The sequence below is a fragment of the Pseudomonas soli genome (genome assembly GCF_021283165.2).
GTDB classification, from domain to species: Bacteria; Pseudomonadota; Gammaproteobacteria; order Pseudomonadales; family Pseudomonadaceae; genus Aquipseudomonas; species Aquipseudomonas soli.
The window spans coordinates 2,223,451-2,246,840 of record NZ_CP128543.1 but is presented as its reverse complement, the minus strand read 5'-3'; the positions used below and the strand labels follow the sequence as shown (position 1 = coordinate 2,246,840).

Below are 23,390 nucleotides of genomic sequence, written 5' to 3'. Positions count from 1 at the left end.
AAATCCTCAACCGCCCATGCGCTTGGTCAACGCTTCGCTACCCTTGGGCGGGTAGACCACCTCCTGGGTATCGAGGTCGCGAATCTCGGAGGTAATAGTGATGGTCATCGTCTCTCGCCCAGGTGGGCCATTGATGGCATCAACCGTATCAAAGTCGACGATGTAGCGCTTGCCTGCACGAAACTCGACGTCACGCGCGGTGAAACCGCATTTGCCGCCACCGGTTCCCAGCGCATTCATCGAGGCCCAGCACCAACTCAGCGAGTGCTTGCCCGGCGTCAGGCGCAGCGCCTGCTTGCCTGCAATATCGAGAATCGACCGGCGCCCGGCCCCTTCGAGCAACTGGTCATCGACATGGGTGGCCAGCAGTAGCCGATGGAACGGCACGCCCAAGGCTCGGTAACGGACAGTGGCGAAGTACACGACCGGTGCGTCGGCCTGGTTACCGGACAGATCATGGGGCGCCATCGTTTCCGGCGCCCAGTCGCCCTGGTATTCCTTGTAGTGGTAGTTGGAGCAGGCGCCGAGCAGGCCGGCAAGTGACAGGGCGACAACCGATTTGAAGCAGGACGACAGACGCATGGTTCTTCCTTGATAAATGCAGGCGCAAGGATAGCGGCTGCGCCCCCTGAAAATCAAAATGCCATCACCCTTATGATTCACGCCCCGCGGTGTATGCTTCGCGCAAAGGCCAGCAGCCACCTGCGGCCTCCCTGCCCCTGAAAAGGACATCGTCATGCCCCGCCTGGACTGGCTTGAACACCACATGGCCCACAGCGATACCCTCGCCCAGTGGCTGCACCAACAGTTCCACTACGAGTACGCGGACGTGCCGCTTAGCGACTGGCAACGCGAGTTCGCCGAGGGCCAGCGCAACGGCCAATGGCGATGCCTGGTCGCCCTCGACGGCGACCGCCTGCTGGGCAGCGCCGCCCTGGCCAGCGACGACCTGCCCGGGCGCGGCGACCTTGGTCCGTGGCTGGCCTGCGTGTTCGTCACCCCGCAAGCACGAGGGCAAGGCCTGGCGGAGCAACTGATCGCAGGCATCTGCGACCATGCACGCAGCAGCGGGGTCTCCACGCTCTACCTGCACACCCACGACCAGAGCGCCTACTACGCCAAGCGTGGCTGGGTGCCGCTGGAACCCTTCGAGGCCTGGGGGCAGCAGCACTGGCTGATGTCACGCACGCTCTGATCGCTTGCCCGATGGCCTATGTAGAAGCGGGCTTGCCCCGCGTCAGAGCCATCCGTGCCTCACACAAATGATCCAGCAGGGAATTATTTAGCGCGCCGTTGTATCTGACCCTAGGTACAAGGCTGGCCAAACCATGGCCATGCCCCCAAGCCTTCAAGGACAACGGCCCATGAAATCACGCAGAAAACCCGTCAAGCCCATCGGCCTGAAGGACATCACCATCGTCGACGACGCCAAGATGCGCAAGGCCATCACCGCCGCCGCGCTGGGCAACGCGATGGAATGGTTCGACTTTGGCGTCTACGGCTTCGTCGCCTATGCCCTGGGCAAGGTGTTCTTCCCCAACGCCAGCCCCGGCGTGCAGATGATCGCGGCGCTGGCCACCTTCTCCGTGCCCTTCCTGATCCGCCCGCTGGGCGGGCTGTTCTTCGGCGCCCTGGGCGACCGCTACGGGCGCCAGAAAGTGCTGGCCGCGACCATCGTGATCATGTCCCTGAGCACCTTCGCCATCGGCCTGATCCCCTCCTACGCCAGCATCGGCATCTGGGCGCCGATCCTGCTGTTGCTGGCGAAGATGGCCCAGGGCTTCTCGGTGGGCGGTGAATACACCGGGGCCTCGATCTTCGTCGCCGAGTACGCCCCGGACCGCAAGCGCGGCTTCCTCGGCAGCTGGCTGGACTTCGGTTCGATCGCCGGCTTCGTCCTCGGCGCTGGCGTGGTGGTGCTGATCTCGACGCTCCTCGGCGAGGAACAGTTCCTCGAATGGGGCTGGCGCCTGCCGTTCTTCCTGGCCCTGCCGCTGGGCCTGATCGGCCTGTACCTGCGCCACGCGCTGGAAGAAACCCCGGCCTTCCAGCAACACGTCGAAAAACTCGAGCAAGGTGACCGCGAAGGCCTGGCCAGCGGGCCGAAAGTATCGTTCAAGGAGGTGGCGACCCAGCACTGGCGCAGCCTGCTGACCTGCATCGGCGTGGTGATCGCCACCAACGTCACCTACTACATGCTGCTCACCTACATGCCCAGCTACCTCTCGCACAACCTGCACTACAGCGAAGACCACGGCGTGCTGATCATCATCGCGATCATGGTCGGCATGCTGTTCGTGCAGCCGATCATCGGCCTGCTCAGCGACAAGTGGGGGCGCAAGCCATTCATCATCATCGGCAGCGTCGGCCTGTTCGCCCTGGCGATCCCGGCGTTCATGCTGATCACCAGCGGCAAGCTGGCGGTGATCTTCGCCGGCCTGTTGATCCTCGCCGTGCTGCTGAACTTCTTCATCGGCGTGATGGCCTCGACCCTGCCGGCGATGTTCCCCACCCACATCCGCTACAGCGCCCTGGCCAGCGCCTTCAACATCTCGGTGCTGATCGCCGGCCTGACCCCGACCCTCGCCGCCTGGCTGGTGGAAACCACCGACAACCTGTACATGCCGGCCTATTACCTGATGGTGATCGCCGTGATCGGCCTGCTCACCGGCCTGACCATGAAGGAGACCGCCAACCGTCCGTTGCGCGGCGCCGCCCCGGCCGCCTCGGATATCGACGAAGCCCGCGAACTGCTGCAGGAGCACCACGACAACATCGAACAGAAGATCGAGGACATCGACGCGCAGATCGCCGAGCTGGAGGCCAAGCGCAAGACCCTGGCCCAGCAGCACCCACGCATCGATTGAGGAGGCTTGCGCATTCCGCCGGATTGCTTGCCTGATCCTCTGAACCTGCGGGGTGCATCGATTGCGCAACGGGGCCATGTGCTAGCGTTTCTGGATTGGGGAACAGCGTATTCCCCGCTTCCAGAACCGATGATCAGCAGGTGAGCCCATGGAACTAAGAATCAACCAGCAGACCTACCAGGTCGAGGCCGACGCCGACACGCCCTTGCTCTGGGTAATCCGCGACGACCTCGGCCTGACCGGCACCAAGTATGGTTGCGGCCTGGCCCAATGCGGCGCCTGCTCGGTGCTGGTGGACGGCAATGTGGTGCGCGCCTGCGTCACCCCGGTGGCCGGCGTGGTCGGTCGTGAAGTCACCACCATCGAGGCCATCGAAGCCGACGCCGTAGGCAAGCGCGTGGTCGCCGCCTGGGTCGAGCACCAGGTGGCCCAGTGCGGCTACTGCCAGTCCGGCCAGGTGATGGCGGCCACCGCGCTGCTCAAGCACACCCCCAAGCCCAGCACCGAACAGATCGACGCGGCCATGGTCAACCTGTGCCGCTGCGGCACCTACAACGCCATCCATGCCGCCGTGCACGAACTGGCCCAAGGGGAGAACGCCTGATGAACGCGCGTATCGACACCCCCGACGACCTGGCACGGCTGCGCAGCGGCGAAACGGTCAACCTGTCACGCCGGCGTTTTCTTGCCGGTAGCGCCATCGGCGCCCTGGTGCTGGGCTTCGGCCTGCCGCTGGGCTCGGCGCGGGTGCAGGCCGCCACCGCGAACACCGAGCGCGGCACCCAGGTGCCAGCCTTCCTGGAAATCCGCCCCGACGGCAGCGTGCACCTGCTCAGCCCGTTCATGGAGGGCGGGCAAGGCGTCAACACGGCCATGGCGCAGATCATCGGCGAAGAACTGGACGCCGACCCGGCCACCTTCGTGGTCGAAAGCGCGCCGGCGGGCGAGGCCTACGTGGTGATGGAGAGCGGCCTGCGCATCACCGGCGGCAGCATGTCGGTGCGCATGAGCTACCCGACCATGCGCCGCCTCGGCGCCCTGGCCCGCGCCATGCTGCTGCAGGCCGGCGCCGAGCAGTTGGGGGTGCCAGTGGGTGAACTGAGCACCGAGCCTGGCAAGGTGGTGCACGCGGCCTCGGGCCGTGCGCTGGGCTACGGCGAACTGGCCGCCAAGGCCATGGACCTGCCTGTGCCTGACCCTGCCAGCGTCAAGCTGCGCGCCCCCAGCCAGTTCCGCTGGATCGGCAAGCCGGTGCAGCGCCTCGACGCCTACGACAAGTCCACCGGCAAGGCCGTCTACAGCATCGACGTCAAGGTCGACGGCATGCTCCACGCCGCCGTGCAGCATGCCCCGCGCCTGGGCATGACCGTAGGCAACCTGCGCAACGAGGAACAGGTCAAGGCGATGAAGGGCGTGCACTCGGTGCATCAACTGCCCGGTGCGGTCGCCGTGGTCGCCGAACGCTGGTGGCACGCCAAGCGTGCGGTGGAAGCGCTGCAGGTGGACTGGAAGGAAGTGGCAGCCGACAGCCAGGTGCGGCCTATGCCTGCCGATTTCTCCAGCGATGGCTGGCGCGAACACCTGGCCGCCCAGACCGGGCCAAGCCGCGACGAGGAAAACCACGGCGATGTCGCCGGCGCCCTGGCCGCGGCCAAGACCAAGGTCGAGGCCACCTACCACAACCAGTTCCTCAACCACGCGCAGTTGGAACCGTCCTCCGCCACCGCCCGTTTCAACCCCGACGGCTCGCTGGAAGTGTGGCTGCCCAACCAGGCCCAGGACATGTTCCGCGACGACATCGCCAAGCGCACCGGCCTGGACCCGGCGCGGATCACCCTGCATTCGCCACTGCTCGGCGGTTTCTTCGGTCGGCACTTCCTGTACGACTCGGCCAACCCCTACCCGCAGGCCATCGCCCTGGCCAAGGCGGTCGGCAGGCCGGTGAAACTGATCTGGAGCCGCGAGGAGGAGTTCCTGCGCGATGCCATGCGCCCCATGGCTGTGGTCAAGTTCCGCGCCGCGCTGGACGAAAAAGGCCTGCCGGTGGCCATCGAGGCGATCAGCGCCACCGAAGGCCCGACTGAAGCCATTGCCGGCAAGCAGGGCGACACGGTAGACCCCACCGCCCTCGAAGGGCTGTCGGGCAAGGCCTACGCCATCGCCAACAAGCGCATCGCGCAGATCTATGTCAAAGGCCCGGCCATGCTCGGCTACTGGCGCTCGGTGGGCAATTCGCTGAACGACTTCTTCTACGAGTCGTTCCTCGACGAGCTGGCCGACAAGGGCGGCCACGATCCCTTCGAGCTGCGCCTGCAACTGCTGCGGGACAACCCGCGCCTGACCACCCTGCTGCAGGCGGTGGGCGAGCTGTCCGGCGGCTGGAAGCGCGGCCCGTTCACCGCCGAGGACGGCAGCAAGCGCGCCCGTGGCGTGGCCATGGCCTCGCCGTTCGGCTCGGAGGCGGCGGTCATCGCCGAAGTGTCGCTGGAGGGCGGCCAGGTCAAGGTGCACGACATCTGGCAGGCCATCGACCCGGGCAGCATCGTCAACCCGGCGATCATCGAGGCCCAGGTCAACGGCGCGGTATCCCTGGGTCTGTCCCAGGTGCTGCTGGAAGAATCGGTGTGGCTGAACGGCATGCCACGGGCGCGCAACTACGACCTCTACCCGGTGCTGCCGCCGTCGCGCATGGCCCGGGTGCATGTGCGCATCGTCGAGAGCGGGGCAAAGATGGGCGGCATCGGTGAACCGCCGCTGCCGGCGGTGGCGCCTGCGGTGGCCAACGCCGTGGCGCAGCTCACCGGCCAGCGCGTGCGCAGCATGCCCCTGAGCCGCCATACCTTCAGCTGACACGACAAGGACAGCCCATGAACAACAGCCGATTCGCAAGAACCGCAGGCTGGCTGGCCTTGCCGTGCCTGGTCGCGGCAGGCCTGCTGGCCTGGTACGTCACCCGCGAGCCTGCCACGCCCTTCAGCGCCTCGGACAGCGCCAACGCCGCCCTGGTCAGCCGCGGTGAATACGTCGCCCGCCTCAGCGACTGCGTGGCCTGCCACAGCCTGCCGGGCAAGGCGCCCTTTGCCGGAGGCCTGGAAATGGCCACGCCGCTGGGGGCGATCCATGCCACCAACATCACCGCGGACCGCGAGCACGGCATCGGCGCCTACAGCCTGGCCGACTTCGACCGCGCCGTGCGCCAGGGTGTCGCGCCAGGAGGTCGACGGCTATACCCGGCCATGCCCTACCCGTCCTATGCCAAGCTCAGCGACGACGATGTGCGGGCGCTCTATGCGTTCTTCATGAAGGGCGTGCAACCGGCAGCCGAAGCCAATATTCCCAGCAGCATTCCCTGGCCATTGAACCTGCGCTGGCCCATAGCCCTGTGGAACGGCCTCTTCGCGCCGACCACCGCCTATGCGCAGAAACCCGACCAGGATCCGCTGTGGAATCGCGGCGCCTACATCGTCCAGGGCCCCGGCCACTGCGGCAGTTGCCATACGCCTCGGGGCCTGGCCTTCAACGAGAAAGCCCTGGACGAAAGCGGCGCGCCGTTCCTCGCCGGGGCCCTGCTCGATGGCTGGTACGCGCCGAGCCTGCGCCAGGACCACAACACCGGGCTCGGGCGCTGGAGCGAAGCCGAGATCGTGCAGTTCCTCAAGACCGGGCGCAATCGCCATGCAGTGGTGTACGGTTCGATGACCGAGGCGTTCAACAACTCCACGCAGTTCATGAGCGACGACGACCTGAGCGCGATCGCCCGCTACCTCAAGGCATTGCCCGGTGAACCTCGGCGTGATGGTGCGCCCTGGCAGTACCAGGCGACGGCCGCAGCGCCTGATGCGCCCGGCGCGCACACCTACGCGACCCGTTGCGCCAGCTGCCATGGCGCCGATGGCAAGGGCCAGGCCGAGTGGATGCCGCCGCTGGCGGGAGCCACCTCGATGCTGGCCGCAGAGAATGCCTCGGCGATCAACATCACCCTCAACGGCTCGCAGCGCATCGTCGCCGCGGGGGTGCCGGACGCCTACCGCATGCCGGCGTTCCGTGAGCAGCTGTCGGACCGGGAGATCGCCGAGGTGCTGAGTTTCGCCCGCAGTGCCTGGGGCAATCAGGGTGGCGCGGTACAGGCCAAGGCGGTGGGCGAGCTGCGCGGGCATACCGACCCTGCCAGCAGTAGCCCGATCATCCTGCATATGCGCTGATACAACATTCTCAGCGTGGGCCACAGACAACCGAGGACACCATGGAAAGCATCGACCTGCTGGTCCTGCGTACCACCCACGACTGGCTCCAGGCCGGGCACCGCGTGCTGCTCGCCACTGTCGCCCGCACCTGGGGCTCCTCCCCTCGCCCGGTCGGCTCGATGATGGCCCTGCGCAACGATGGCCGGGTGGTCGGCAGCGTGTCCGGCGGCTGCATCGAGGACGACCTGATCCATCGCTACACCACCGCCCATGGCGGCCCCGGCCTGCCCCTGGGCAGGCCCGAGGTGATCCGCTATGGCGTCAGCGCCGACGAGGCCCACCGCTTCGGCCTGCCCTGCGGTGGCACCCTGGAACTGATCCTGGAATTCGAACCGGCCGAGCTGCCCCTGCAGCAACTGCTGGATCACCTCGACCAGGGCCGGCTGATGCGCCGCCAACTGACCCTGCACAGTGGCGCGGTGAGCCTGGCCGCCACTGCCACCCCCGAGCAGTTCAGCTTCGATGGCCGACACATGATCAACACCCTCGGCCCCGGCTACCGCATGCTGCTGATCGGCGCCGGCGCGCTGGCCGAATACCTGGCGACCATGGCCTTGTTCAACGGTTTTCGCGTGGCGGTGTGCGACCCTCGCCCCGAACACATGGCGACCTGGGCGGTGGCCGGTGTCGAGCACCTCAAGGGCATGCCGGACGATGCGGTGCGCGCCTTCAACGCAGACCTGCGCACCTGCATCATTGCCGTCAGCCACGACCCCAAGCTCGACGACCTGGCGCTGCTCGAGGCCCTGCACAGCCCGGCGTTCTATATCGGCGCCATCGGTTCGCGGCGCAACAGCCAACTGCGCCGCGAGCGATTGATCGAGCACTTCGGCGAAACCGAACAGTCCCTTGAGCGCCTGCATGGCCCCATCGGCATCTACATCGGCAGCAAGACCCCAGCAGAAATCGCGGTGAGCGTGATGGCCGAGGTCCTGGCCGCCAAGAATGCGGTCGACCTGCCACGCACTGTCAGCGTTTCCACTGCCAAGGCGTGGCAACTGCCGATGGCTTAATCGGCCAGCAGCTTGTCCACGGTCAGCGGGAAGTCGCGCATGCGCCGGCCCGTGGCGTGCTGCACGGCATTGGCTACCGCTGCAGCGACACCAATGATGCCGATCTCGCCCACACCCTTGGAGCCCAGTTCATTGACGATGTCGTCCGGCTCGTCAACGAAGATAACCTCGATGTCACCGATATCGGCGTTCACCGGCATGTGATACTCCGCCAGGTTGTGGTTCATGAAGCGCCCGAGGCCATGGTCGGTCTGGGTATGTTCTTGCAAGGCCATGCCCAGCCCCCAGACCACTCCACCAAGAATCTGGCTGCGGGCAGTCTTGGGGTTGATTACCCGCCCAGCGGCAATGGCGCTGACCACGCGCGTTACCCTTACCGTGCCCAGCGCCTCGTCCACCCGCACCTCGACGAACACCGCTGAATGGGTGGCAGTGGCGAAACCCTGGCGACGCGCGGACGGCTCGGCGTCCACCTTCACCTCCAGCGCATGCCCCTGCAGGATCGTGTCCAGGGCGTAGCCGCTGTCACCGACCCACAGCTTGCCCTCGCGCACCACGAAGCGTTCCGGCGCTTCGCCAGCCAGCGCCGGATACTGCGCCTTGGCCGCCTTGACCAAGGCCCCGCGCAGCAGTTGGCACACCTGGCGCACCGCCGAGCCGACCGAGGACACGGTGAACGAGCCCCCTTGCAACGGCGCGGTCGGCAGCGCGCTGTCGCCCAGTTCGAAGGTCACGTCCGACACCGCCATAGAGGCAGCATCGGCAGCGATCTGCGTCATCACGGTGTAGGTGCCCGTCCCGATATCGGTCGTCGCGCTGCCCACCCACAGGTGGCCTTCACTGTCGAGTCGGGCCCGCGCACTGGCTTTCATCTGCATCGCCTCCCAGGCGCCGCCAGCCATCCCCCAGCCAATCAGCTCATGGCCCTCGCAGCGGCAGCGCGGCCGGGCTTCGCGCCTGTGCCAACCGAAAACGGCGGCACCCTGGTCGTAGCAAGCCAGCAGCGCCTTGCTGGAATAGGGCTTGCCCTCGTTGCCATTGATGTCGGTGAAATTGACCCGGCGCAAGGCCAGCGGATCCATACCGACTTGCCGCGCCAGTTCATCCATGGCGCACTCCAGGCCGATCAAGCCCAGCGCGGCTCCGGGGGCGCGCATGTCCAGCGGCGTGTAGACATCCAGCGGCACCAGCTTGTAGGCCATAGCCACGTTGTCGCAGCGATAGAGCATGCCGCTCCACTCCACCACGTGCTCGGTGAAATCCTCGAAGCGTGAAGTCTGGGCAATGGCCTCATGATGGATCGCCTGCAACCGGCCCTGGGCATCGGCGGCCAGGCGCAGGCGCTGCACGGTCCGGGGCCGGTAGCCAAAGGTGAACATCTGCTGACGGGTCAGGCTGACCCTGACCGACCGCTTGAGGTTCAGCGCGGCCATCGTCGCCAGCACCAGCTGGTACTGCGGTCGGAGGCCGGAACCGAACGCACCGCCGACGTAGGCGGCGCGTACCCGTACACGGTCCTTGGGCAAGTTGAACACCTGTACCAGGTAGTCCTGGCTGTTTTGCGTGCCCTGGGTCTTGTCATGCACCAGCAGGCTACCATCGTCTTGGTAGATCACCGTCGAGGCATGCGGCTCCATGGGGTTGTGGTGCTCCACCGGAGTGCTGTAGGTGGCATCGACCTTGAACGGCGCCTGGGCATATGCCGAGGCGAAATCGCCACGGGGCTTGGGCAACTCAACCGGCGCATCATGAGCCTGGTCGAAAGCGCAGAGCAAATCGGTCTGGTGGGGCTGTTCATCGATCTCGATCCGCACCAGGGTGCCAGCGTACCTGGCCAGTTCCAGTGTTTGCGCGACGACCAGCGCCAGCGGCTGACCGCTGTACAGCACCTGGTCGTTGAACAGGGGGCGAAACGGCTGGCCATCGGCAGCATCGGCGTCCTGGTAGGGCGCGTCGTCGCCGGCCATGGGTGGACGGTTCTGGTGATGCAGCACGGCGATCACGCCCGGTACTGCCAGCGCCGCAGAACAGTCGATGGCCCGCACGCTACCGCGCGCAATCGGGCTGCCGACCACGCTGCCATGCAGCAGGCCAGGCGCGGGATATTCGCCCGCATAGCGCGCCGTCCCTGTTACCTTGGCGGGCCCGTCGATGCGGTCCAGAGGTTGGCCGTTTGAAGGTTGTGGCAGGTTCATTGGCATTTCCCTCGTTGGGCCTGGATCAGGGCGCGGACGATGGCGTTGCGCGCAAGGCGAACCTTGAAGACGTTGCCTGGCAAGGGCCGGGCAGCACGCAACAGTGAGTCGGCGAAATGGGTATAGGTGTCTGCGGTGGCCGGCTGGCCAACGACCTGTCGCTCGAGCGCGGCATCGCGCCAGGGCTTATGGGCCACCCCTCCCAGCGCCACGTGCAGTGTACGGATGGCGCTGCCGTCGAGCTCCAGCGCCGCGGCCACGGACACCAGCGCAAAGGCATAGGAGGCGCGATCCCGGACCTTCAGGTAATGGCTGTACGCGGCGAAACGCGGCGCCGGCAGCTCGATGGCCAGGATCAACTCATCGTCGGCCAGGGTATTGTCACGTTCCGGCGTATCCCCAGGTAGCCGGTGAAAATCGGCAAAGGCCACGCATCGCTCGCCACTCCGTCCGCGGACGATCACCCGGGCCTCAAGGGCGGCCAGGGCGACGCACATATCCGATGGATGAACCGCCACGCACAGAGGGCTGGCGCCCAGAATCGCATGATTGCGGTTGAGACCGTCACGAGCCGGGCAACCGCTGCCAGGTGCCCGTTTGTTGCACGGTGTCGCCGTGTCGTAGAAGTAGAGGCAGCGGGTGCGCTGCAGCAGATTGCCGCCAGTGCTGGCCATGTTGCGCAACTGCGGGGAGGCACCGGCCAGGATCGCCTGGGCGAGCAACGGATAGCCCTGTTCAACGAGCGGGTTCCAGGCCAGCTCGGCATTGCTGACCAACGCGCCGATGCGCAGCCCACCGTCAGGAGTGGGGGAAATATCACGCAGCGGCAGGTCATTGATGTCGATCAACTGAGCGGGGCGGGCGACATTCTCTTTCATCAGATCGAGCAGGTTGGTGCCACCGGCGATAAAACGTGCGCCCGGCCCTGCGAGCTGCACAGCCTGGTCGATGCTGGAGGGTTTGGCGTAGGTAAAAGGCGTCATGGCCTGCAACCTCCCTGCCCATTCATCAGCGGCAACGCTTCCTCCACCGCTGCGGTGATGTTGGAGTAGGCGCCGCAGCGGCACAAATTGCCGCTCATGCCCTCACGAATCTCATCACGCGTATGCGCCCTGCCCTCACTCGCCAGGCCCAGCGCCGAACAGATCTGCCCTGGCGTGCAGTAGCCGCACTGGAAAGCATCATGGCGAATGAACGCCTGCTGCAACGGGTGCAGCGTGCCCCCTTGGGCCACACCTTCGATGGTGGTCAACGTATCACCGTCGCACATGACAGCCAGGGTCAGACAGGCATTGACCCGCCGACCATTGCGCAACACCGTGCACGCCCCGCATTGGCCGTGGTCGCAACCTTTGCGGGTGCCCACCAGGTCGAGCTGGTCACGCAACAGGTCGAGCAAAGTCAGCCAGGGCGGCAGTTGCAACAGGTGATGCTGGCCATTGACGGTCAGTTGGATGGGCAGCAATGCTGCCAGGGGTTCGCAATCGCTCATGATCAAGGCCTCACGGTGGGTTCAGGCAGCAGCAGCGACGGCTGCTTTTTCAGGTGCGACCCAGGGTGGAGTCCGGCCGTTCAAAGCGATTGCCAGGAACGTGACACTGGGTAGCGTGCACATCGCAAGCCAATGACTATGCTTCACCTCGCAACCCCACCCTGGTATCGACCACAAGGAAGACAGGCCAATGACGCCAACCCGCTACTTCGCACGCGCTGTCGCTTTCGCCTCATTAGTGTCCGCCGCCAGCCTCAGCGCCCACGCAGCCGAACTGCCCATCGCCAGCGAGGCGCTGGAAAGCCATATCACCACCGAAGTGACCAAGATCGACCTGCCCAACCGCCAAGTCACGGTCAAGGGCCCCCACGACAAGGACGTGACCTTCCAGCTCACCGAACAGGCCAAGGCTCTGCCCAACCTCAAGGTCGGCGACCAGGTCGACATCAAAGTCACCCGTGCCATCGCCTATGTCCTGAACACCAATGTCGGCGGCGCGCCCAAGGCCTCCGAGGAATCGGGCACCATCCGCGCCACCGCGGCCAACCCAAACCCTGGTGGCGAGGCTTTCCGCCAGGTCAAGGTCACCTCGCAGATCAAGAAGATCGACCTCAACACGCATGAAGTCACCCTGCTGCCGCCCGAAGGCAAACTGCAGGTGGTCAAGGTCGAGAATCCCGAGCTGCAGGCACGCATGAAAAACCTCAAGGTCGACCAGACCGTCGAAGCCATCTTTACCGAAGTACTGAGCGTGGAAACTTCCCGCCCAGCCCAGTAAAACCTTTGGCCGGCCCGCGCATCGAAAGCCATGCGAGCCTTTCCCCCCTTCAGGAGGTTTCCCATGTCGATGCGCCTGGCCGTGCCGTTTTGCTGCTGTCTCACCCTCGTGCTCACGGGCTGCACCAGCGCCCGCGACGAGCAGCCACCACCCACCACGCAACAGGTCGAGCTCCAGCGCTACCAGGGCACCTGGTACGAACTGGCGCGCCTGCCGATGTTCTTCCAGCGCAACTGCGTGCAGTCCGAGGCCCGTTATGGCCTGCGCGAGGACGGGCGCATCGACGTCACCAACCGCTGCCTGGAAAACGACGGCCAATGGAACCAGGCCAACGGCATCGCCGAGGCGCAGGTGCCCGGCCGTACCGACAAGCTCTGGGTACGCTTCGACAACTGGTTCAGCCGCCTGGCACCGGACCTGACCAAGGGCGAGTACTGGGTGCTGTATCACGACGCGGATTACCGCGTGGCCGTGGTCGGACACCCGAACCGCGAATACCTGTGGCTGCTGTCGCGCACCCCCACCGTCAGTGACCAGACCCGTGACCAGCTACTGGCGCTGGCGCGCAAGCAGGGTTATCCCACCGAGCAATTGATCTGGCGCCAGGCCATGCCCTAGTGTGGTGTTTCACAAATAACGACCATAACTCGCGGCGATTTCTGGTCGTAATTGCAAAACACCACACTAGCTGCCCACACCCACGCCCTGTAAGGTGAGCCAGCCGGCTCACCCAAAGGATCGCGTGCAATGATCACCTGCCACCTCAAGTACATCATCGACCCCTACCAGGTCCCCGCCTTCGAAGCCTACGGCAAGCTGTGGATCGGCCTGGTCAACCGCATGGGCGGCAGCCACCATGGCTACTTCCTGCCCAGCGAAGGCGCCAACAACGTCGCCTACGCGCTGTTCAGCTTCCCCAGCCTGGCGACCTACGAGGAGTACCGCAACGCCTCGGAAACCGACCCGGAGTGCATCGCCGCCTTCGCCCTGGCTACCGAGCAGCGTTTCATCCTCAGCTATGAACGAAGCTTCCTGCGACCCGTGCTCGACTGAATTTCCCAGGCAAGACCCAGGCTCCTGCAGGCGCCGGTAAAGCCAACGGCAAACGCCACTGAACTATTGCGCCTCGATCACGATCCTCATCTAAGCACCCTCGACCCAGGATCGTCGATCGACAAGGAGCCTAGCCAGTGACCACCACCACCCTCCCCCGTAGCACCCCAGGGCCGCTGCACGCGACCCTGCTCGCCGGCAGCGTGCCGCTGTTTCTAGGCGCCCTGCTCAGCGACATCGCCTACTACCAGAGCTACCAGATCCAGTGGAGCAACTTCGCCGCCTGGCTGATCGCCGGGGCCCTGCTATCCAGCGGCCTGGCGCTGCTGTTCGCCCTGGCCAACCTGATCCGTGCGCCACGCAAGGCCGGTCGCCCGCTGCTGTATGTGCTGTTGCTGCTTGTCACTTGGGTACTGGGCCTGGTCAACGCCTTCGAGCACGCCAAGGACGCCTGGGCCGTGATGCCCGCAGGCCTGGTGCTGTCAGTGGTGGTCACGATGCTGGCCATCCTCGCCACCTGGGCCGGCCTGACCCGCCTGCGCACGGAGGGCGAAGCATGAAGCACGCATTGAGCGCCCTGAGCATGGCCCTGCTGCTCAGCGCCTGTGGCGGCGATGGCGAGAAGACCCAGGCCCATGGCCCGGACCCAAAATTGCCGGCCCCCGAACGCGGGCTGCTGCCAAGCATGAAGATCGCCCAGCCGGCCGCCTGGGGTGAGCAAAAACCCCAAGTGCCCCAGGGCTACCGCGTCAGCGCCATCGCCACAGACCTGAAGATCCCGCGCCAGATCCTGGTGCTGCCCAATGGCGACATCCTCGTTGCCGAGGGGCGTGGCGGCAACGCCGCCAAACTCAAGCCCAAGGATGTGATCGCCAGCCAGATCAAGGCCAAGGGCAACACCCAGGTCAAGGGCGGCAACCGCCTTACCCTGCTGCGCGACGCCGACGGCGATGGCCGCTACGAACTACAGACGGTGTTCGCCGAACACCTCAATGCGCCCTATGGCCTGGCCTATGCCGACGGCAAGCTGTACGTGGCCAACCAGGACGCGCTGGTGCGCTTCGATTACCAGGACGGCCAGACCCAGGCCGGTGGCCCGCCGACCAAGGTCACCGACCTGCCCGCCGAGATCAACCACCACTGGACCAAGTCGTTGGCCATCAGCCCCGACGGTCGCTACCTGTACGTCGGCATCGGCTCCAACAGCAACATCACCGAGCGTGGCATGGAAGCGGAGGTCGACCGCGCGATGGTCTGGCAGGTCGATGCCGCGAGCGGCGCCCACCGGCCTTATGCCACCGGCCTGCGCAACCCGACCGCGCTAGCCATCCAACCGGGGGACGGCCAACTGTGGGCAGTGGTCAACGAGCGCGACGAACTGGGCCCGGACCTGGTCCCGGACTACCTGACCTCGGTGCGCGAAGGTGCGTTCTACGGCTGGCCGTACAGCTACTGGGGGCAGAACGTCGATGAGCGCGTGCGCCCGCAGAACCTGGACAAGGTGAAAGCCGCGATCAAGCCCGACTACAGCCTCGGCTCGCATGTGGCGGCGCTGGGCGTGGCCTTCTCCAACCCGGCCATGGGCGGAACCTTCGCCGACGGCGTGTTCGTGGGTGAACACGGCAGTTGGAACCGGCCCAACCCGGTGGGCTACAAAGTGATCTTCGTGCCGTTCCGTGACGGCAAGCCGGCCGGCGAGCCGGTGGATTTCGCCACCGGTTTCCTCGGTGAGGACGGCAAGACCCGTGGGCGCCCGGTGGGGGTCACGGTCGATCCGAAAGGCGCGCTAATCATCGCCGACGACCTGGCCAACACGGTTTGGCGGGTTACACGCAATCAGTAAGCGCCTGACGCTGAACAGCCCCTCTTGCGCGAAAGTCGCGCGGGAGAGGGCTCGGGTGCGGATAGCGCTGGCCAAGGTTCACAAAACAACAGTACTTCCCAGCAAAACCGGTATTTTTTCTGTAACGAAAATGTAAAATTCGTTTTCGCATACCTATAACAAGCTGGGAGCTTCACATGTTTGCCTTCTTCCGCCCTGCCGCGCACCAGGCGCCGCTGCCCGACGAGCGCGTCGACAGCACCTATCGCCGCCTACGTTGGCAAATCTTCGCCGGGATTTTCTTCGGCTATGCCGGCTACTATCTGCTGCGCAAGAACTTCTCCCTGGCCATGCCCTACCTCATCGAGGAAGAGGGCTACACCCGCGGCCAGCTGGGCCTGGCGATCTCCGCCATCGCCATCGCCTACGGTTTGTCCAAGTTCCTCATGGGCCTGGTCTCGGACCGCTCCAACCCACGCTACTTCCTGCCCTTCGGCCTGCTGATCTCGGCCGGGGTGATGTTCATTTTCGGTTTCGCGCATTGGGCCACGTCCAGCGTGACGATCATGTTCGTGCTGCTGTTCATCAACGGCTGGGCCCAGGGCATGGGCTGGCCGCCAAGCGGGCGGACCATGGTGCACTGGTGGTCGCAGAAAGAGCGCGGCAGCGTGGTGTCGGTATGGAACGTCGCCCATAACGTCGGCGGCGGCCTGATCGGCCCGCTGTTCCTGCTGGGCCTGGCCTGGACCAACGACTGGCACGCGGCCTTCTATGTGCCCGCCACGGTTGCCGTGCTGGTGGCCGTGTTCGCCTTCGCCACCATGCGCGACACCCCGCAATCGGTCGGCCTGCCGCCGGTCGAGCAGTACAAGAACGACTACCCCCAAGGCTACGATGAGAGCCACGAGCAGGAGTTCAGCGCCAAGCAGATCTTCGTCCAGTACGTGCTGTGCAACAAACTGCTGTGGTACATCGCCCTGGCCAACGTGTTCGTCTACCTGCTGCGCTACGGCGTGCTGGACTGGGCGCCGACCTACCTGAAGGAAGCCAAGCATTTCAGCGTCGACACCACCTCGTGGGCCTACTTCTTCTACGAGTGGGCCGGCATCCCCGGCACCCTGCTGTGCGGCTGGATGTCCGACAAGATCTTCCGCGGCAACCGTGGCCTGACCGGCATCGTGTTCATGGCCCTGGTGACCGTGGCCACCCTGGTGTACTGGCTCAACCCGCCGGGCAACCCGACCATCGACATGATCGCGTTGTTCGCCATCGGCTTCCTGATCTACGGACCAGTGATGCTGATCGGCCTGCAGGCGCTGGAACTGGCGCCGAAGAAAGCCGCTGGTACCGCAGCCGGCTTCACCGGGTTGTTCGGCTACCTGGGCGGCTCGGTCGCGGCCAGCGCCGCGATGGGCTACACCGTCGACCACTTCGGTTGGGACGGTGGCTTCGTGATGCTGGTCAGCGCGTGCGTGCTGGCGATCGCGTTCCTGATTCCGACCTTGCGCCATACCAAGGTGGCCAGTGCCGGTCGTGAGGCAGTGGCCTGACAGCCTCGGCTGACGCTCAAGTAAAAGCCCGGGGCCTGCACCTCGGGCTTTTTTTCAAGCGGCTTGATGCAACCGCGTGATCACCGGTTGCGCTGGTGATCGCGGCCGAGCCCGCTCCTACCAAGATCAAACCACCTGACCTCAGTCACCGCACCGTGCCCGTTCCCGCACCGGACACTGCGCCCGGTGCAGGTTCAACGCCGTATTGATGATGCCAATATGGCTGAACGCCTGCGGGAAATTCCCCAGCATCCGTTTGCCCACCGGATCGTACTGCTCGGCCAGCAATCCCACGTCATTGCACAAGGCCGTGAGCCGCTCATAAAGCGCCTGCGCCTCCTCCTGCCGCCCCAGCAGCACGTAGACATCCGCCAACCAGAACGAACACACCAGGAACGTCCCCTCCCCTGGCGTCAGGCCGTCGCTGCAACTGTCACTGTCGTAGCGCAGCAGCAGGCCGTTGCGCAGCAGGCGGGTTTCGATCTGTTCGAGGGTGCGCAGGAAACGTGGATCGTCGGCCGGCAGAAAGCCGGTCAGGGCGATCTGCAGCAGGCTCGCGTCCAGCTCGGTCGAGCCGTAGGCCTGAACGAAGTGACGCCCGTCGGCATCCAGCCCGCGACGGCAGACCTCGTCACGGATCTGGTCCGCCACCTGGCGGTAATGTCGCCCCCGTTCACGCCCTTCCTCGGTGGTGTCGGCCAGGCTCGCCGAGCGGTCGAAGGCAACCCAGGCCATGACCTTGGAGTGCACGAAGTGCTGACGACCGCCACGTACCTCCCACAGCCCCTCGTCCGGCTCGCGCCAGATGCTTTCGAGGTACGGCAGGATCGAGCGGGCGATGGCGGCGCTGCGCGGATGACGCGGCAGCCCACCCTTGATGGCCTGCGTCATGGCGTCGGCCAGTTCGCCGTAGATATCCAGCTGCAACTGCTCGGACGCGGCATTGCCGACCCGCACCGGCTGCGAATGCTCGTAACCGGGCAGCCAGGGCAGGCTGAACTCCGGCAGGTCGCGCTCGCCGGCCAGCCCGTACATGATCTGCATCTGCTCGGGGTTGCCCGCCACCGAGCGCAGCAGCCACTCGCGCCAGGCCTGGGCCTCGTCGAAGTAGCCGAGGTTCATCAGCGCCAGCAAGGTCATGGTGGCGTCGCGCAGCCAGCAGTAGCGGTAGTCCCAGTTGCGCTCGCCACCGACGCGCTCGGGCAGCGAGGTAGTGACGGCGGCGACCATGCCCCCGGTGGGCGCGTAGGTCATGGCCTTGAGGGTCAGCAGCGAACGGCGTACCCGCTCGGTGTATGGGCCGACGTCGGGGCAGCGGGCGGCGAAGGCCTGCCATTGGTTGATGGTCTGCTCGAGGTCGTGGTCGACATCGCAACCGGGCTGCACAGGCAGGTGCGAGGGCTGATGGCAAAGGCTGAACACCTGACGCTCACCGGCGCGCACGCGAAACCGGGCAACGCTGTGGTGGTCCCGGCCATGGGTCTCGGTGCTGCTGCGCAGGATAAGGCGATCGGGGCCGGCCACCGCGCTCAGGGTCAGCGGGTCGAGCTTCTCCACCCAGGGCACGCTGCGGCCATAGTCGAAGCGCAGCACCAGGTCCATCTCGAACGCCGTCTCGCCGGCCAGGCCCTCGACAATACGCAAAACCGCATTGGCCTCGCCCAGGGGCATGCAGTCGAGTACGCGGGCGCGGCCGCTGGCGGTGGTCCAGGTGGTTTCCAGTACCAGGGTGTCGTCGAGGTAGCGGCGCGCGCTGTGCTCGACCGGGTCGCTGGGGGCGATGCGCCAACGGCCGTTTTCCTCGTTGCCCAGCAACGCGGCGAACACTGCGGGGGCGTCGAAGCGCGGCAGGCACAACCAGTCGATGGCGCCGTCGCGGTTGATCAGGGCGGCGCTGCGGCAGTTGCCGATGAGGGCGTAGTCTTCGATCAGGGCGGGCATCTCGGATCCTCAGGCGGTGGGCGTGAGTTTGGATGCCGAAGCGCGATTGCCGGTTCCGTTGAGATGTACTTGGCGCAGGTTGCCGAGGCGTTGGAATCGATGCGCAGGAACATTGATCCACGGCACTGATTCACTGTTGCGCTGTGTTAGAAATACCGCGCCAGTGGTTGCTTATCAGGATGATTAAGCTTCTGCCCGTGCGCAACCATTGCGCTGAGTCACTACTTTCAACAAGGACGTTTTATGAAGATTGTCGGATTATCCGGAATACTGCCCTCACGCTGCGTCAGCAACCAGGACGTTATCAACCTGGTGGAAGAACACTCCCGCAACACTTTCCAGGAAGACTTGCCGAAAACACTGAAGACCATCGGCAAGTTGCTGGAAAAAAGCGGTAGCGACACCCGCCATTGGCTGGCGGCTGACGAGACGCCGATGCAATTGATGGAAGCGGCCTTCGACGCGGCGCTGGCCCAGGCCAATATCAGCAAGGCCGACCTGGACCTGCTGATCTACCCCAACGTCACCCGTGGCTTCATCGAGCCGGCCAACAGTACCTTCATAGCCAAGGCACTGGGGCTGAACTGCCGCAACTTCGATGTGGTCGACGCCTGCAACGGCTGGGTGACGGCGATGGACGTCATCAACAGCAAGATGCAGGCGGGTGAAATCCGCTACGCCGCCATCGTCAACATGGAGTTCGGCATGTCGGCGGGCGGGCCGGTGATGCCCAAGAACTTCTCGCTGCAGTCGCCGGCCGAACTGGCCTACAAGTTCCCGAGCTTTACCATCGGTGAAGCCGCCGTTGTCACCATCCTCAGTAATGAAGCAACGGACAACTTCAAGTTCTCGTACATCAACCGACCCGACCTGAGTGACTTGTCAACCATCTCGTTGCCGGATTGGAAACTGTTCTGCAACGAGGCGGATATCGCCAAGATCGAACCCACCGGTGGCCAATATCAATTCAACTCCTATGCCGCCGCCCTGCACGAAGATGGTCGTAACGAAGCGATCAAAGTCTTCAACCTGCAAAAACTCACCGCGGACGACGTGCACAAAGTGTTCATCCATACCGGCTCGCCAAAGATGTGGGAACATATTGGCCAGATGATCGGCGTCGATCACAAGTTGCATCACGTCGGGCACAAGACCGGCAACATCATTACCGCGTCGATTCCCTTCGGCATCTTTGATGCGATGAGCCGGGGCGAAGCCGAGCAAGGCCAGTTCTGCATGGGCTGGGCGGGCAGTGGCGGGATGGTGTTCTCGGCGCTGTCGTTCACTTTGTAGGGCATATTTGCGCGCCTACCGCCAACGGCGGTAGGTTGCTGCAGGCTCACCCCAGCGTATGCCACTCGCGCTTGTCCCGCGCCAGCAACTCATCACCGGCCTCGGGGCCATCCTCTCCCGCCGCATACTCATGCACCTCGCCACCCTCGGCCGCCCAGGCATCGAGGAACGGCTGCACGGCACGCCAACCGTTCTCGATATTGTCGGCGCGCTGGAACAGGGTCTGGTCGCCGGTAAGGCAGTCGTAGATCAACGTCTCGTAGCCGGTCGCCGGGGTCATCTTGAAGAAGTCCTTGTAGGCGAAACCCAGCTCGACATTCTCCATCACCAGCTCCGGCCCCGGGCGCTTGGCCTGCAGGTCGAACCACATGCCTTCGTTGGGCTGAATCTGGATCTTCAGGTAGTTGGGCTTGGGCCGCTCCAGTTCGCTTTCGCGGAACTGCGCGTAGGGCGCCGGTTTGAAGCAGATGGCGATCTCGGTGTCGCGCACGCTCATGCGCTTGCCGGTGCGCAGGTAGAACGGCACCCCCGCCCAGCGCCAGTTGTCGATCATCACCTTGAGCGCGACATAGGTCTCGGTCTGGCTGTGCGGGGCGACATTGGCTTCTTCGCGGTAGCCGGGCAGTTTCTTGCGTCCCTGCTTGCCGGTGCTGTACTGGCCACGCACGGAATTGCGCAGGGCCATCTTTTGCGACCAGGGACGGATGGCGCCGATCACCTTGGCCTTTTCACCGCGCACGGCATCAGCGCCGAAGGCCGCCGGCGGCTCCATGGCGACCATCGCCAGCAGCTGGAACAGGTGGTTGGGCACCATGTCGCGCAGAGCGCCGGTGTTGTCGTAGAACGCCCCGCGCGTCTCGACGCCGACGGTTTCGGCGGCGGTGATCTGCACGTGGTCGATGTAATGATTGTTCCAGAACGATTCGAACAGGCCGTTGGAGAAACGGCTGACCAGGATGTTCTGCACGGTTTCCTTGCCCAGGTAATGGTCGATGCGGTAGATCTGCCGCTCGTTCATCACCTTGAGCAGGCAAGCGTTGAGCGCTTCGGCGCTGGCAAGGTCAGTACCGAAGGGTTTCTCCACCACCACCCGGCGAAAGCCGCCGCCCGACTCGTCGAGCAGGCCGGCGTCGCCCAGGCGCTGGGCCACCTCGGGGAAGAAGCGTGGCGAGGTGGCCAGGTAGAAAATGGCATTGCCATGGCCGGTTTTAGCGATGCGCCGAGCCAGGGCCTGGTAAGTCTCGGGGTCGAGGAAGTCGCCGGTCTGATAGTCCAGGCGCTTGGCCAGGCGCGCCCAGAGCTTTTCGTCCAGGCACTTGGCACTCCCTTCCGCGCCCTTGTCCCGCGCCTGCATGAAGGCATGCAGGCGCGCGGCAAAGTCCTCGGCCGTGGCCGGGTTGTGGTCGACCCCAACGATACGCAGGTTGCGGTCGAGCAGGCCGTCACGGCTGAGGTTGTACAGCGCCGGCATCAGCAGGCGCTTGACCAGGTCGCCGTTGGCGCCGAACAGGAACAAGGTGCATGGCGGCGCCGCGGGGATGGTCGGTTTAGTCATTTAGTCCTTCTTTTTCTCGACGTGGCCGCCGAAGCCCAGGCGCATGGCGGAGAGGATCTTGTCACCGTAGGTGCCCTGCTGCTGGCGCGAGCGGAAACGGGCGAACAGCGCGCTGGACAGTACCGGCACCGGCACGGCCTGTTCGACGGCGGCGTCGATGGTCCAGCGCCCTTCGCCGCTGTCGGACACCGAGCCACTGAATTCGGTCAGTTGCGGGTCGGCCACCAGCGCGTCGGCGGTCAGGTCCAGCAGCCAGGAGGTGACCACGCTGCCGCGGCGCCAAACTTCGGCGATCTCGGCCACATTGAGGTCAAAGCGCTGCTCTTGCGGCAACTCCGGGCCACCCTTGCTGCGCAGCAGGTCGAAACCTTCGGCGTAGGCCTGCATCAGGCCGTACTCGATGCCGTTGTGCACCATCTTCACGTAGTGACCGGCGCCGGGCGGGCCAGCGTGGATGTAACCGTGTTCGGCGCGCTCGTGCTCGCCGCTGCGGCCCTGGGTGCGCGGAATGTCACCGACGCCCGGGGCGAGCGCCTTGAACAGCGGTTCCAGGCGCTCGAACACTTCTTTCTCGCCGCCGATCATCATGCAGTAGCCACGGTCCAGGCCCCACACGCCGCCGGAGGTGCCGACGTCGAGGTAGTGCAGGCCACGCTTGCCCAGCTCGGCGGCGCGGCGCACGTCGTCCTTGTAGAAGGTATTGCCACCATCGATGATCGCATCGCCCGGCTCGAGCAGGTCGGCCAGTTGCGCGATGGTCTGCTCGGTGATTTCGCCGGCGGGCAGCATGACCCACACCGCGCGCGGCGCCTTGAGTTTCTGCACCAGCGCCCCGAGGTCGTGGGCGCCGACGGCCCCTTCACTTTCCAGGGTAGTGATGGCTTCGCGGTTGCGATCGTGGACCACAGTGCTGTGACCTGCGCGCATCAGGCGCCTTGCGATATTGCCGCCCATGCGGCCAAGCCCGATGATTCCCAGTTGCATGTGCCGACGCTCCCGTTGGTTTTGCTTTACAACAATTGAAGATTTCAGATTAGTCCAGCGTTCTGGCGTAGGGTTCACCGACGAACGGGGCGACAACGATAAACAAAAAAGTTCCCAAGGGCCTGCAAAGAATTCAGAATGCGCGCCGCGTGAAGCGTCTACGCTTCAAAATGTCACCAGCCATGCGAGGTGTGTCCATGGGTACCCTGATGCCTGCCACTCCCACCCAGACCCTCTATGTCACCGTGCGCCGCGACGAGCTGCGCCAGTTGAAGGATGAGCGCGATGACCTGCGCCAGCAGGTCGCCGAGCTGAACCTGCTGCTTGAACAGGCCCGCCTGCAAGGCAAGGCCGCCGGCCTCTGAATCAACGCCCCATCTGCGTGGGAGCTGCCAGGCTCCCACCTCTTCACAGTTTCCCGCTGTGCTCACCTTGTGCCGCGCCTGTGGCGAATCCGGATCGCCTACGCCGTCTACCCTCATATTTTGCAACAACTCGCCAACGTTTGCGCGGGCAAAGCATCGCCACAAAAATGACCAATGGGTCACTTTCATACCGCTTCGTCTCCTACACTCCAGTTTCGGCCCGCGTTTTGCTCGGAAA

21 protein-coding genes are annotated in these 23,390 nt (G+C 65.0%); 14 read left to right on the top strand and 7 right to left on the bottom strand.

Annotated features, from left to right (window positions below; genetic code table 11):
* Positions 1–6 precede the first annotated feature (6 nt).
* Positions 7–582, bottom strand: a complete 576-nt coding sequence (locus tag LU688_RS10445; RefSeq protein ID WP_094010484.1) for a hypothetical protein — start codon at positions 580–582, stop codon at positions 7–9.
* Positions 583–736: 154 nt separating this feature from the next.
* On the opposite strand from LU688_RS10445, the gene LU688_RS10440 reads away from it, so the two are divergent.
* The 6 genes from LU688_RS10440 to LU688_RS10415 all read left to right on the top strand — a co-directional run bounded on the left by LU688_RS10440 (position 737) and on the right by LU688_RS10415 (position 8,124).
* Positions 737–1,195: a GNAT family N-acetyltransferase gene (locus LU688_RS10440; protein WP_094010485.1), complete on the top strand. Its 459-nt coding sequence runs from the start codon at positions 737–739 to the stop codon at positions 1,193–1,195.
* Positions 1,196–1,364: 169 nt separating this feature from the next.
* The gene (proP, locus tag LU688_RS10435; RefSeq protein WP_023631310.1) at positions 1,365–2,867 is read left to right on the top strand and encodes a glycine betaine/L-proline transporter ProP; all 1,503 of its coding nucleotides are present in this window, start codon (positions 1,365–1,367) and stop codon (positions 2,865–2,867) included.
* Positions 2,868–3,015: 148 nt separating this feature from the next.
* Positions 3,016–3,471, top strand: a complete 456-nt coding sequence (locus tag LU688_RS10430) for a (2Fe-2S)-binding protein (protein ID WP_023631311.1) — start codon at positions 3,016–3,018, stop codon at positions 3,469–3,471.
* Entirely contained in the window at positions 3,471–5,717 is a 2,247-nt protein-coding gene (locus tag LU688_RS10425) for a xanthine dehydrogenase family protein molybdopterin-binding subunit (protein WP_232887979.1), read from the top strand. Before LU688_RS10430 ends, LU688_RS10425 begins: the two co-directional genes overlap by 1 nt.
* A 17-nt stretch (positions 5,718–5,734) precedes the next feature.
* Positions 5,735–7,069: a c-type cytochrome gene (locus LU688_RS10420; protein WP_094010487.1), complete on the top strand. Its 1,335-nt coding sequence runs from the start codon at positions 5,735–5,737 to the stop codon at positions 7,067–7,069.
* 41 nt (positions 7,070–7,110) lie between these two features.
* A complete protein-coding gene (locus LU688_RS10415) occupies positions 7,111–8,124 on the top strand; it encodes an XdhC family protein (protein WP_038705794.1) in 1,014 nt (337 codons plus the stop codon).
* Here the strand turns inward: LU688_RS10415 and LU688_RS10410 are convergent.
* The 3 genes from LU688_RS10410 to LU688_RS10400 are packed head-to-tail and all read right to left on the bottom strand — an operon-like array spanning position 8,121 to position 11,811.
* The gene (locus tag LU688_RS10410; RefSeq protein ID WP_094010489.1) at positions 8,121–10,319 is read right to left on the bottom strand and encodes a xanthine dehydrogenase family protein molybdopterin-binding subunit; all 2,199 of its coding nucleotides are present in this window, start codon (positions 10,317–10,319) and stop codon (positions 8,121–8,123) included. The two genes, LU688_RS10415 and LU688_RS10410, sit on opposite strands and share 4 nt — an antisense overlap.
* Complete coding sequence (locus tag LU688_RS10405; RefSeq protein ID WP_038705792.1) at positions 10,316–11,302, bottom strand: FAD binding domain-containing protein; 987 nt, start codon at positions 11,300–11,302, stop codon at positions 10,316–10,318. The genes LU688_RS10410 and LU688_RS10405 overlap by 4 nt, the downstream gene beginning before the upstream one ends.
* Complete coding sequence (locus LU688_RS10400; RefSeq protein WP_023629408.1) at positions 11,299–11,811, bottom strand: (2Fe-2S)-binding protein; 513 nt, start codon at positions 11,809–11,811, stop codon at positions 11,299–11,301. The genes LU688_RS10405 and LU688_RS10400 overlap by 4 nt, the downstream gene beginning before the upstream one ends.
* Positions 11,812–12,001: 190 nt before the next feature.
* Between LU688_RS10400 and LU688_RS10395 the strand changes: the two genes are divergently transcribed.
* From LU688_RS10395 to glpT, 6 genes are all read left to right on the top strand, one after another.
* Positions 12,002–12,589, top strand: coding sequence for a hypothetical protein (locus tag LU688_RS10395; RefSeq protein ID WP_023629409.1), 588 nt, complete (start codon positions 12,002–12,004; stop codon positions 12,587–12,589).
* 63 nt (positions 12,590–12,652) lie between these two features.
* Complete coding sequence (locus LU688_RS10390) at positions 12,653–13,207, top strand: lipocalin family protein (protein ID WP_023629410.1); 555 nt, start codon at positions 12,653–12,655, stop codon at positions 13,205–13,207.
* Positions 13,208–13,336: 129 nt separating this feature from the next.
* A complete protein-coding gene (locus tag LU688_RS10385; protein ID WP_104444172.1) occupies positions 13,337–13,642 on the top strand; it encodes an NIPSNAP family protein in 306 nt (101 codons plus the stop codon).
* Positions 13,643–13,779: 137 nt separating this feature from the next.
* Positions 13,780–14,202, top strand: a complete 423-nt coding sequence (locus LU688_RS10380; RefSeq protein WP_023629411.1) for a DUF2231 domain-containing protein — start codon at positions 13,780–13,782, stop codon at positions 14,200–14,202.
* The gene (locus LU688_RS10375) at positions 14,199–15,485 is read left to right on the top strand and encodes a PQQ-dependent sugar dehydrogenase (RefSeq protein WP_104444173.1); all 1,287 of its coding nucleotides are present in this window, start codon (positions 14,199–14,201) and stop codon (positions 15,483–15,485) included. Before LU688_RS10380 ends, LU688_RS10375 begins: the two co-directional genes overlap by 4 nt.
* 176 nt (positions 15,486–15,661) lie before the next feature.
* On the top strand, positions 15,662–17,014 hold the full coding sequence (glpT, locus tag LU688_RS10370; RefSeq protein ID WP_023631748.1) for a glycerol-3-phosphate transporter: 1,353 nt from the start codon (positions 15,662–15,664) through the stop codon (positions 17,012–17,014).
* 141 nt (positions 17,015–17,155) lie between these two features.
* On the opposite strand, the gene LU688_RS10365 is transcribed toward glpT, so the two are convergent.
* The gene (locus tag LU688_RS10365; RefSeq protein WP_094010495.1) at positions 17,156–18,955 is read right to left on the bottom strand and encodes a glycoside hydrolase family 15 protein; all 1,800 of its coding nucleotides are present in this window, start codon (positions 18,953–18,955) and stop codon (positions 17,156–17,158) included.
* Positions 18,956–19,198: 243 nt separating this feature from the next.
* Between LU688_RS10365 and LU688_RS10360 the strand changes: the two genes are divergently transcribed.
* Positions 19,199–20,248 carry a 3-oxoacyl-[acyl-carrier-protein] synthase III C-terminal domain-containing protein gene (locus LU688_RS10360; protein ID WP_023630065.1) on the top strand — a complete coding sequence of 350 codons (1,050 nt, stop codon included), beginning with the start codon at positions 19,199–19,201 and terminating at the stop codon, positions 20,246–20,248.
* A 46-nt stretch (positions 20,249–20,294) separates the two neighbouring features.
* Here LU688_RS10360 and zwf read toward each other — a convergent pair whose 3' ends face one another.
* Both zwf and gnd read right to left on the bottom strand, forming a co-directional pair.
* On the bottom strand, positions 20,295–21,803 hold the full coding sequence (zwf, locus tag LU688_RS10355; protein ID WP_023630066.1) for a glucose-6-phosphate dehydrogenase: 1,509 nt from the start codon (positions 21,801–21,803) through the stop codon (positions 20,295–20,297).
* Positions 21,804–22,823 carry a phosphogluconate dehydrogenase (NAD(+)-dependent, decarboxylating) gene (gene gnd / locus LU688_RS10350; protein WP_267302229.1) on the bottom strand — a complete coding sequence of 340 codons (1,020 nt, stop codon included), beginning with the start codon at positions 22,821–22,823 and terminating at the stop codon, positions 21,804–21,806.
* A 161-nt stretch (positions 22,824–22,984) separates the two neighbouring features.
* On the opposite strand from gnd, the gene LU688_RS10345 reads away from it, so the two are divergent.
* A complete protein-coding gene (locus tag LU688_RS10345; protein WP_023632543.1) occupies positions 22,985–23,152 on the top strand; it encodes a DUF6026 family protein in 168 nt (55 codons plus the stop codon).
* Positions 23,153–23,390: the final 238 nt, after the last annotated feature.

Excerpts from the sequence above, each read along its gene's own strand:
- LU688_RS10385 (WP_104444172.1), top strand. The coding sequence starts at position 13,337 with ATGATCACCTGCCACCTCAAGTACATCATCGACCCCTACCAGGTCCCC.
- glpT (WP_023631748.1), top strand. The coding sequence starts at position 15,662 with ATGTTTGCCTTCTTCCGCCCTGCCGCGCACCAGGCGCCGCTGCCCGAC.
- zwf (WP_023630066.1), bottom strand. The coding sequence starts at position 21,803 with ATGACTAAACCGACCATCCCCGCGGCGCCGCCATGCACCTTGTTCCTG.
- LU688_RS10405 (WP_038705792.1), bottom strand. The coding sequence starts at position 11,302 with ATGACGCCTTTTACCTACGCCAAACCCTCCAGCATCGACCAGGCTGTG.
- LU688_RS10375 (WP_104444173.1), top strand. The coding sequence starts at position 14,199 with ATGAAGCACGCATTGAGCGCCCTGAGCATGGCCCTGCTGCTCAGCGCC.
- LU688_RS10415 (WP_038705794.1), top strand. The coding sequence starts at position 7,111 with ATGGAAAGCATCGACCTGCTGGTCCTGCGTACCACCCACGACTGGCTC.
- LU688_RS10410 (WP_094010489.1), bottom strand. The coding sequence starts at position 10,319 with ATGAACCTGCCACAACCTTCAAACGGCCAACCTCTGGACCGCATCGAC.
- LU688_RS10440 (WP_094010485.1), top strand. The coding sequence starts at position 737 with ATGCCCCGCCTGGACTGGCTTGAACACCACATGGCCCACAGCGATACC.
- LU688_RS10345 (WP_023632543.1), top strand. The coding sequence starts at position 22,985 with ATGGGTACCCTGATGCCTGCCACTCCCACCCAGACCCTCTATGTCACC.
- LU688_RS10360 (WP_023630065.1), top strand. The coding sequence starts at position 19,199 with ATGAAGATTGTCGGATTATCCGGAATACTGCCCTCACGCTGCGTCAGC.
- LU688_RS10445 (WP_094010484.1), bottom strand. The coding sequence starts at position 582 with ATGCGTCTGTCGTCCTGCTTCAAATCGGTTGTCGCCCTGTCACTTGCC.
- LU688_RS10425 (WP_232887979.1), top strand. The coding sequence starts at position 3,471 with ATGAACGCGCGTATCGACACCCCCGACGACCTGGCACGGCTGCGCAGC.
- LU688_RS10420 (WP_094010487.1), top strand. The coding sequence starts at position 5,735 with ATGAACAACAGCCGATTCGCAAGAACCGCAGGCTGGCTGGCCTTGCCG.
- LU688_RS10430 (WP_023631311.1), top strand. The coding sequence starts at position 3,016 with ATGGAACTAAGAATCAACCAGCAGACCTACCAGGTCGAGGCCGACGCC.
- proP (WP_023631310.1), top strand. The coding sequence starts at position 1,365 with ATGAAATCACGCAGAAAACCCGTCAAGCCCATCGGCCTGAAGGACATC.
- LU688_RS10400 (WP_023629408.1), bottom strand. The coding sequence starts at position 11,811 with ATGAGCGATTGCGAACCCCTGGCAGCATTGCTGCCCATCCAACTGACC.
- LU688_RS10390 (WP_023629410.1), top strand. The coding sequence starts at position 12,653 with ATGTCGATGCGCCTGGCCGTGCCGTTTTGCTGCTGTCTCACCCTCGTG.
- LU688_RS10365 (WP_094010495.1), bottom strand. The coding sequence starts at position 18,955 with ATGCCCGCCCTGATCGAAGACTACGCCCTCATCGGCAACTGCCGCAGC.
- LU688_RS10395 (WP_023629409.1), top strand. The coding sequence starts at position 12,002 with ATGACGCCAACCCGCTACTTCGCACGCGCTGTCGCTTTCGCCTCATTA.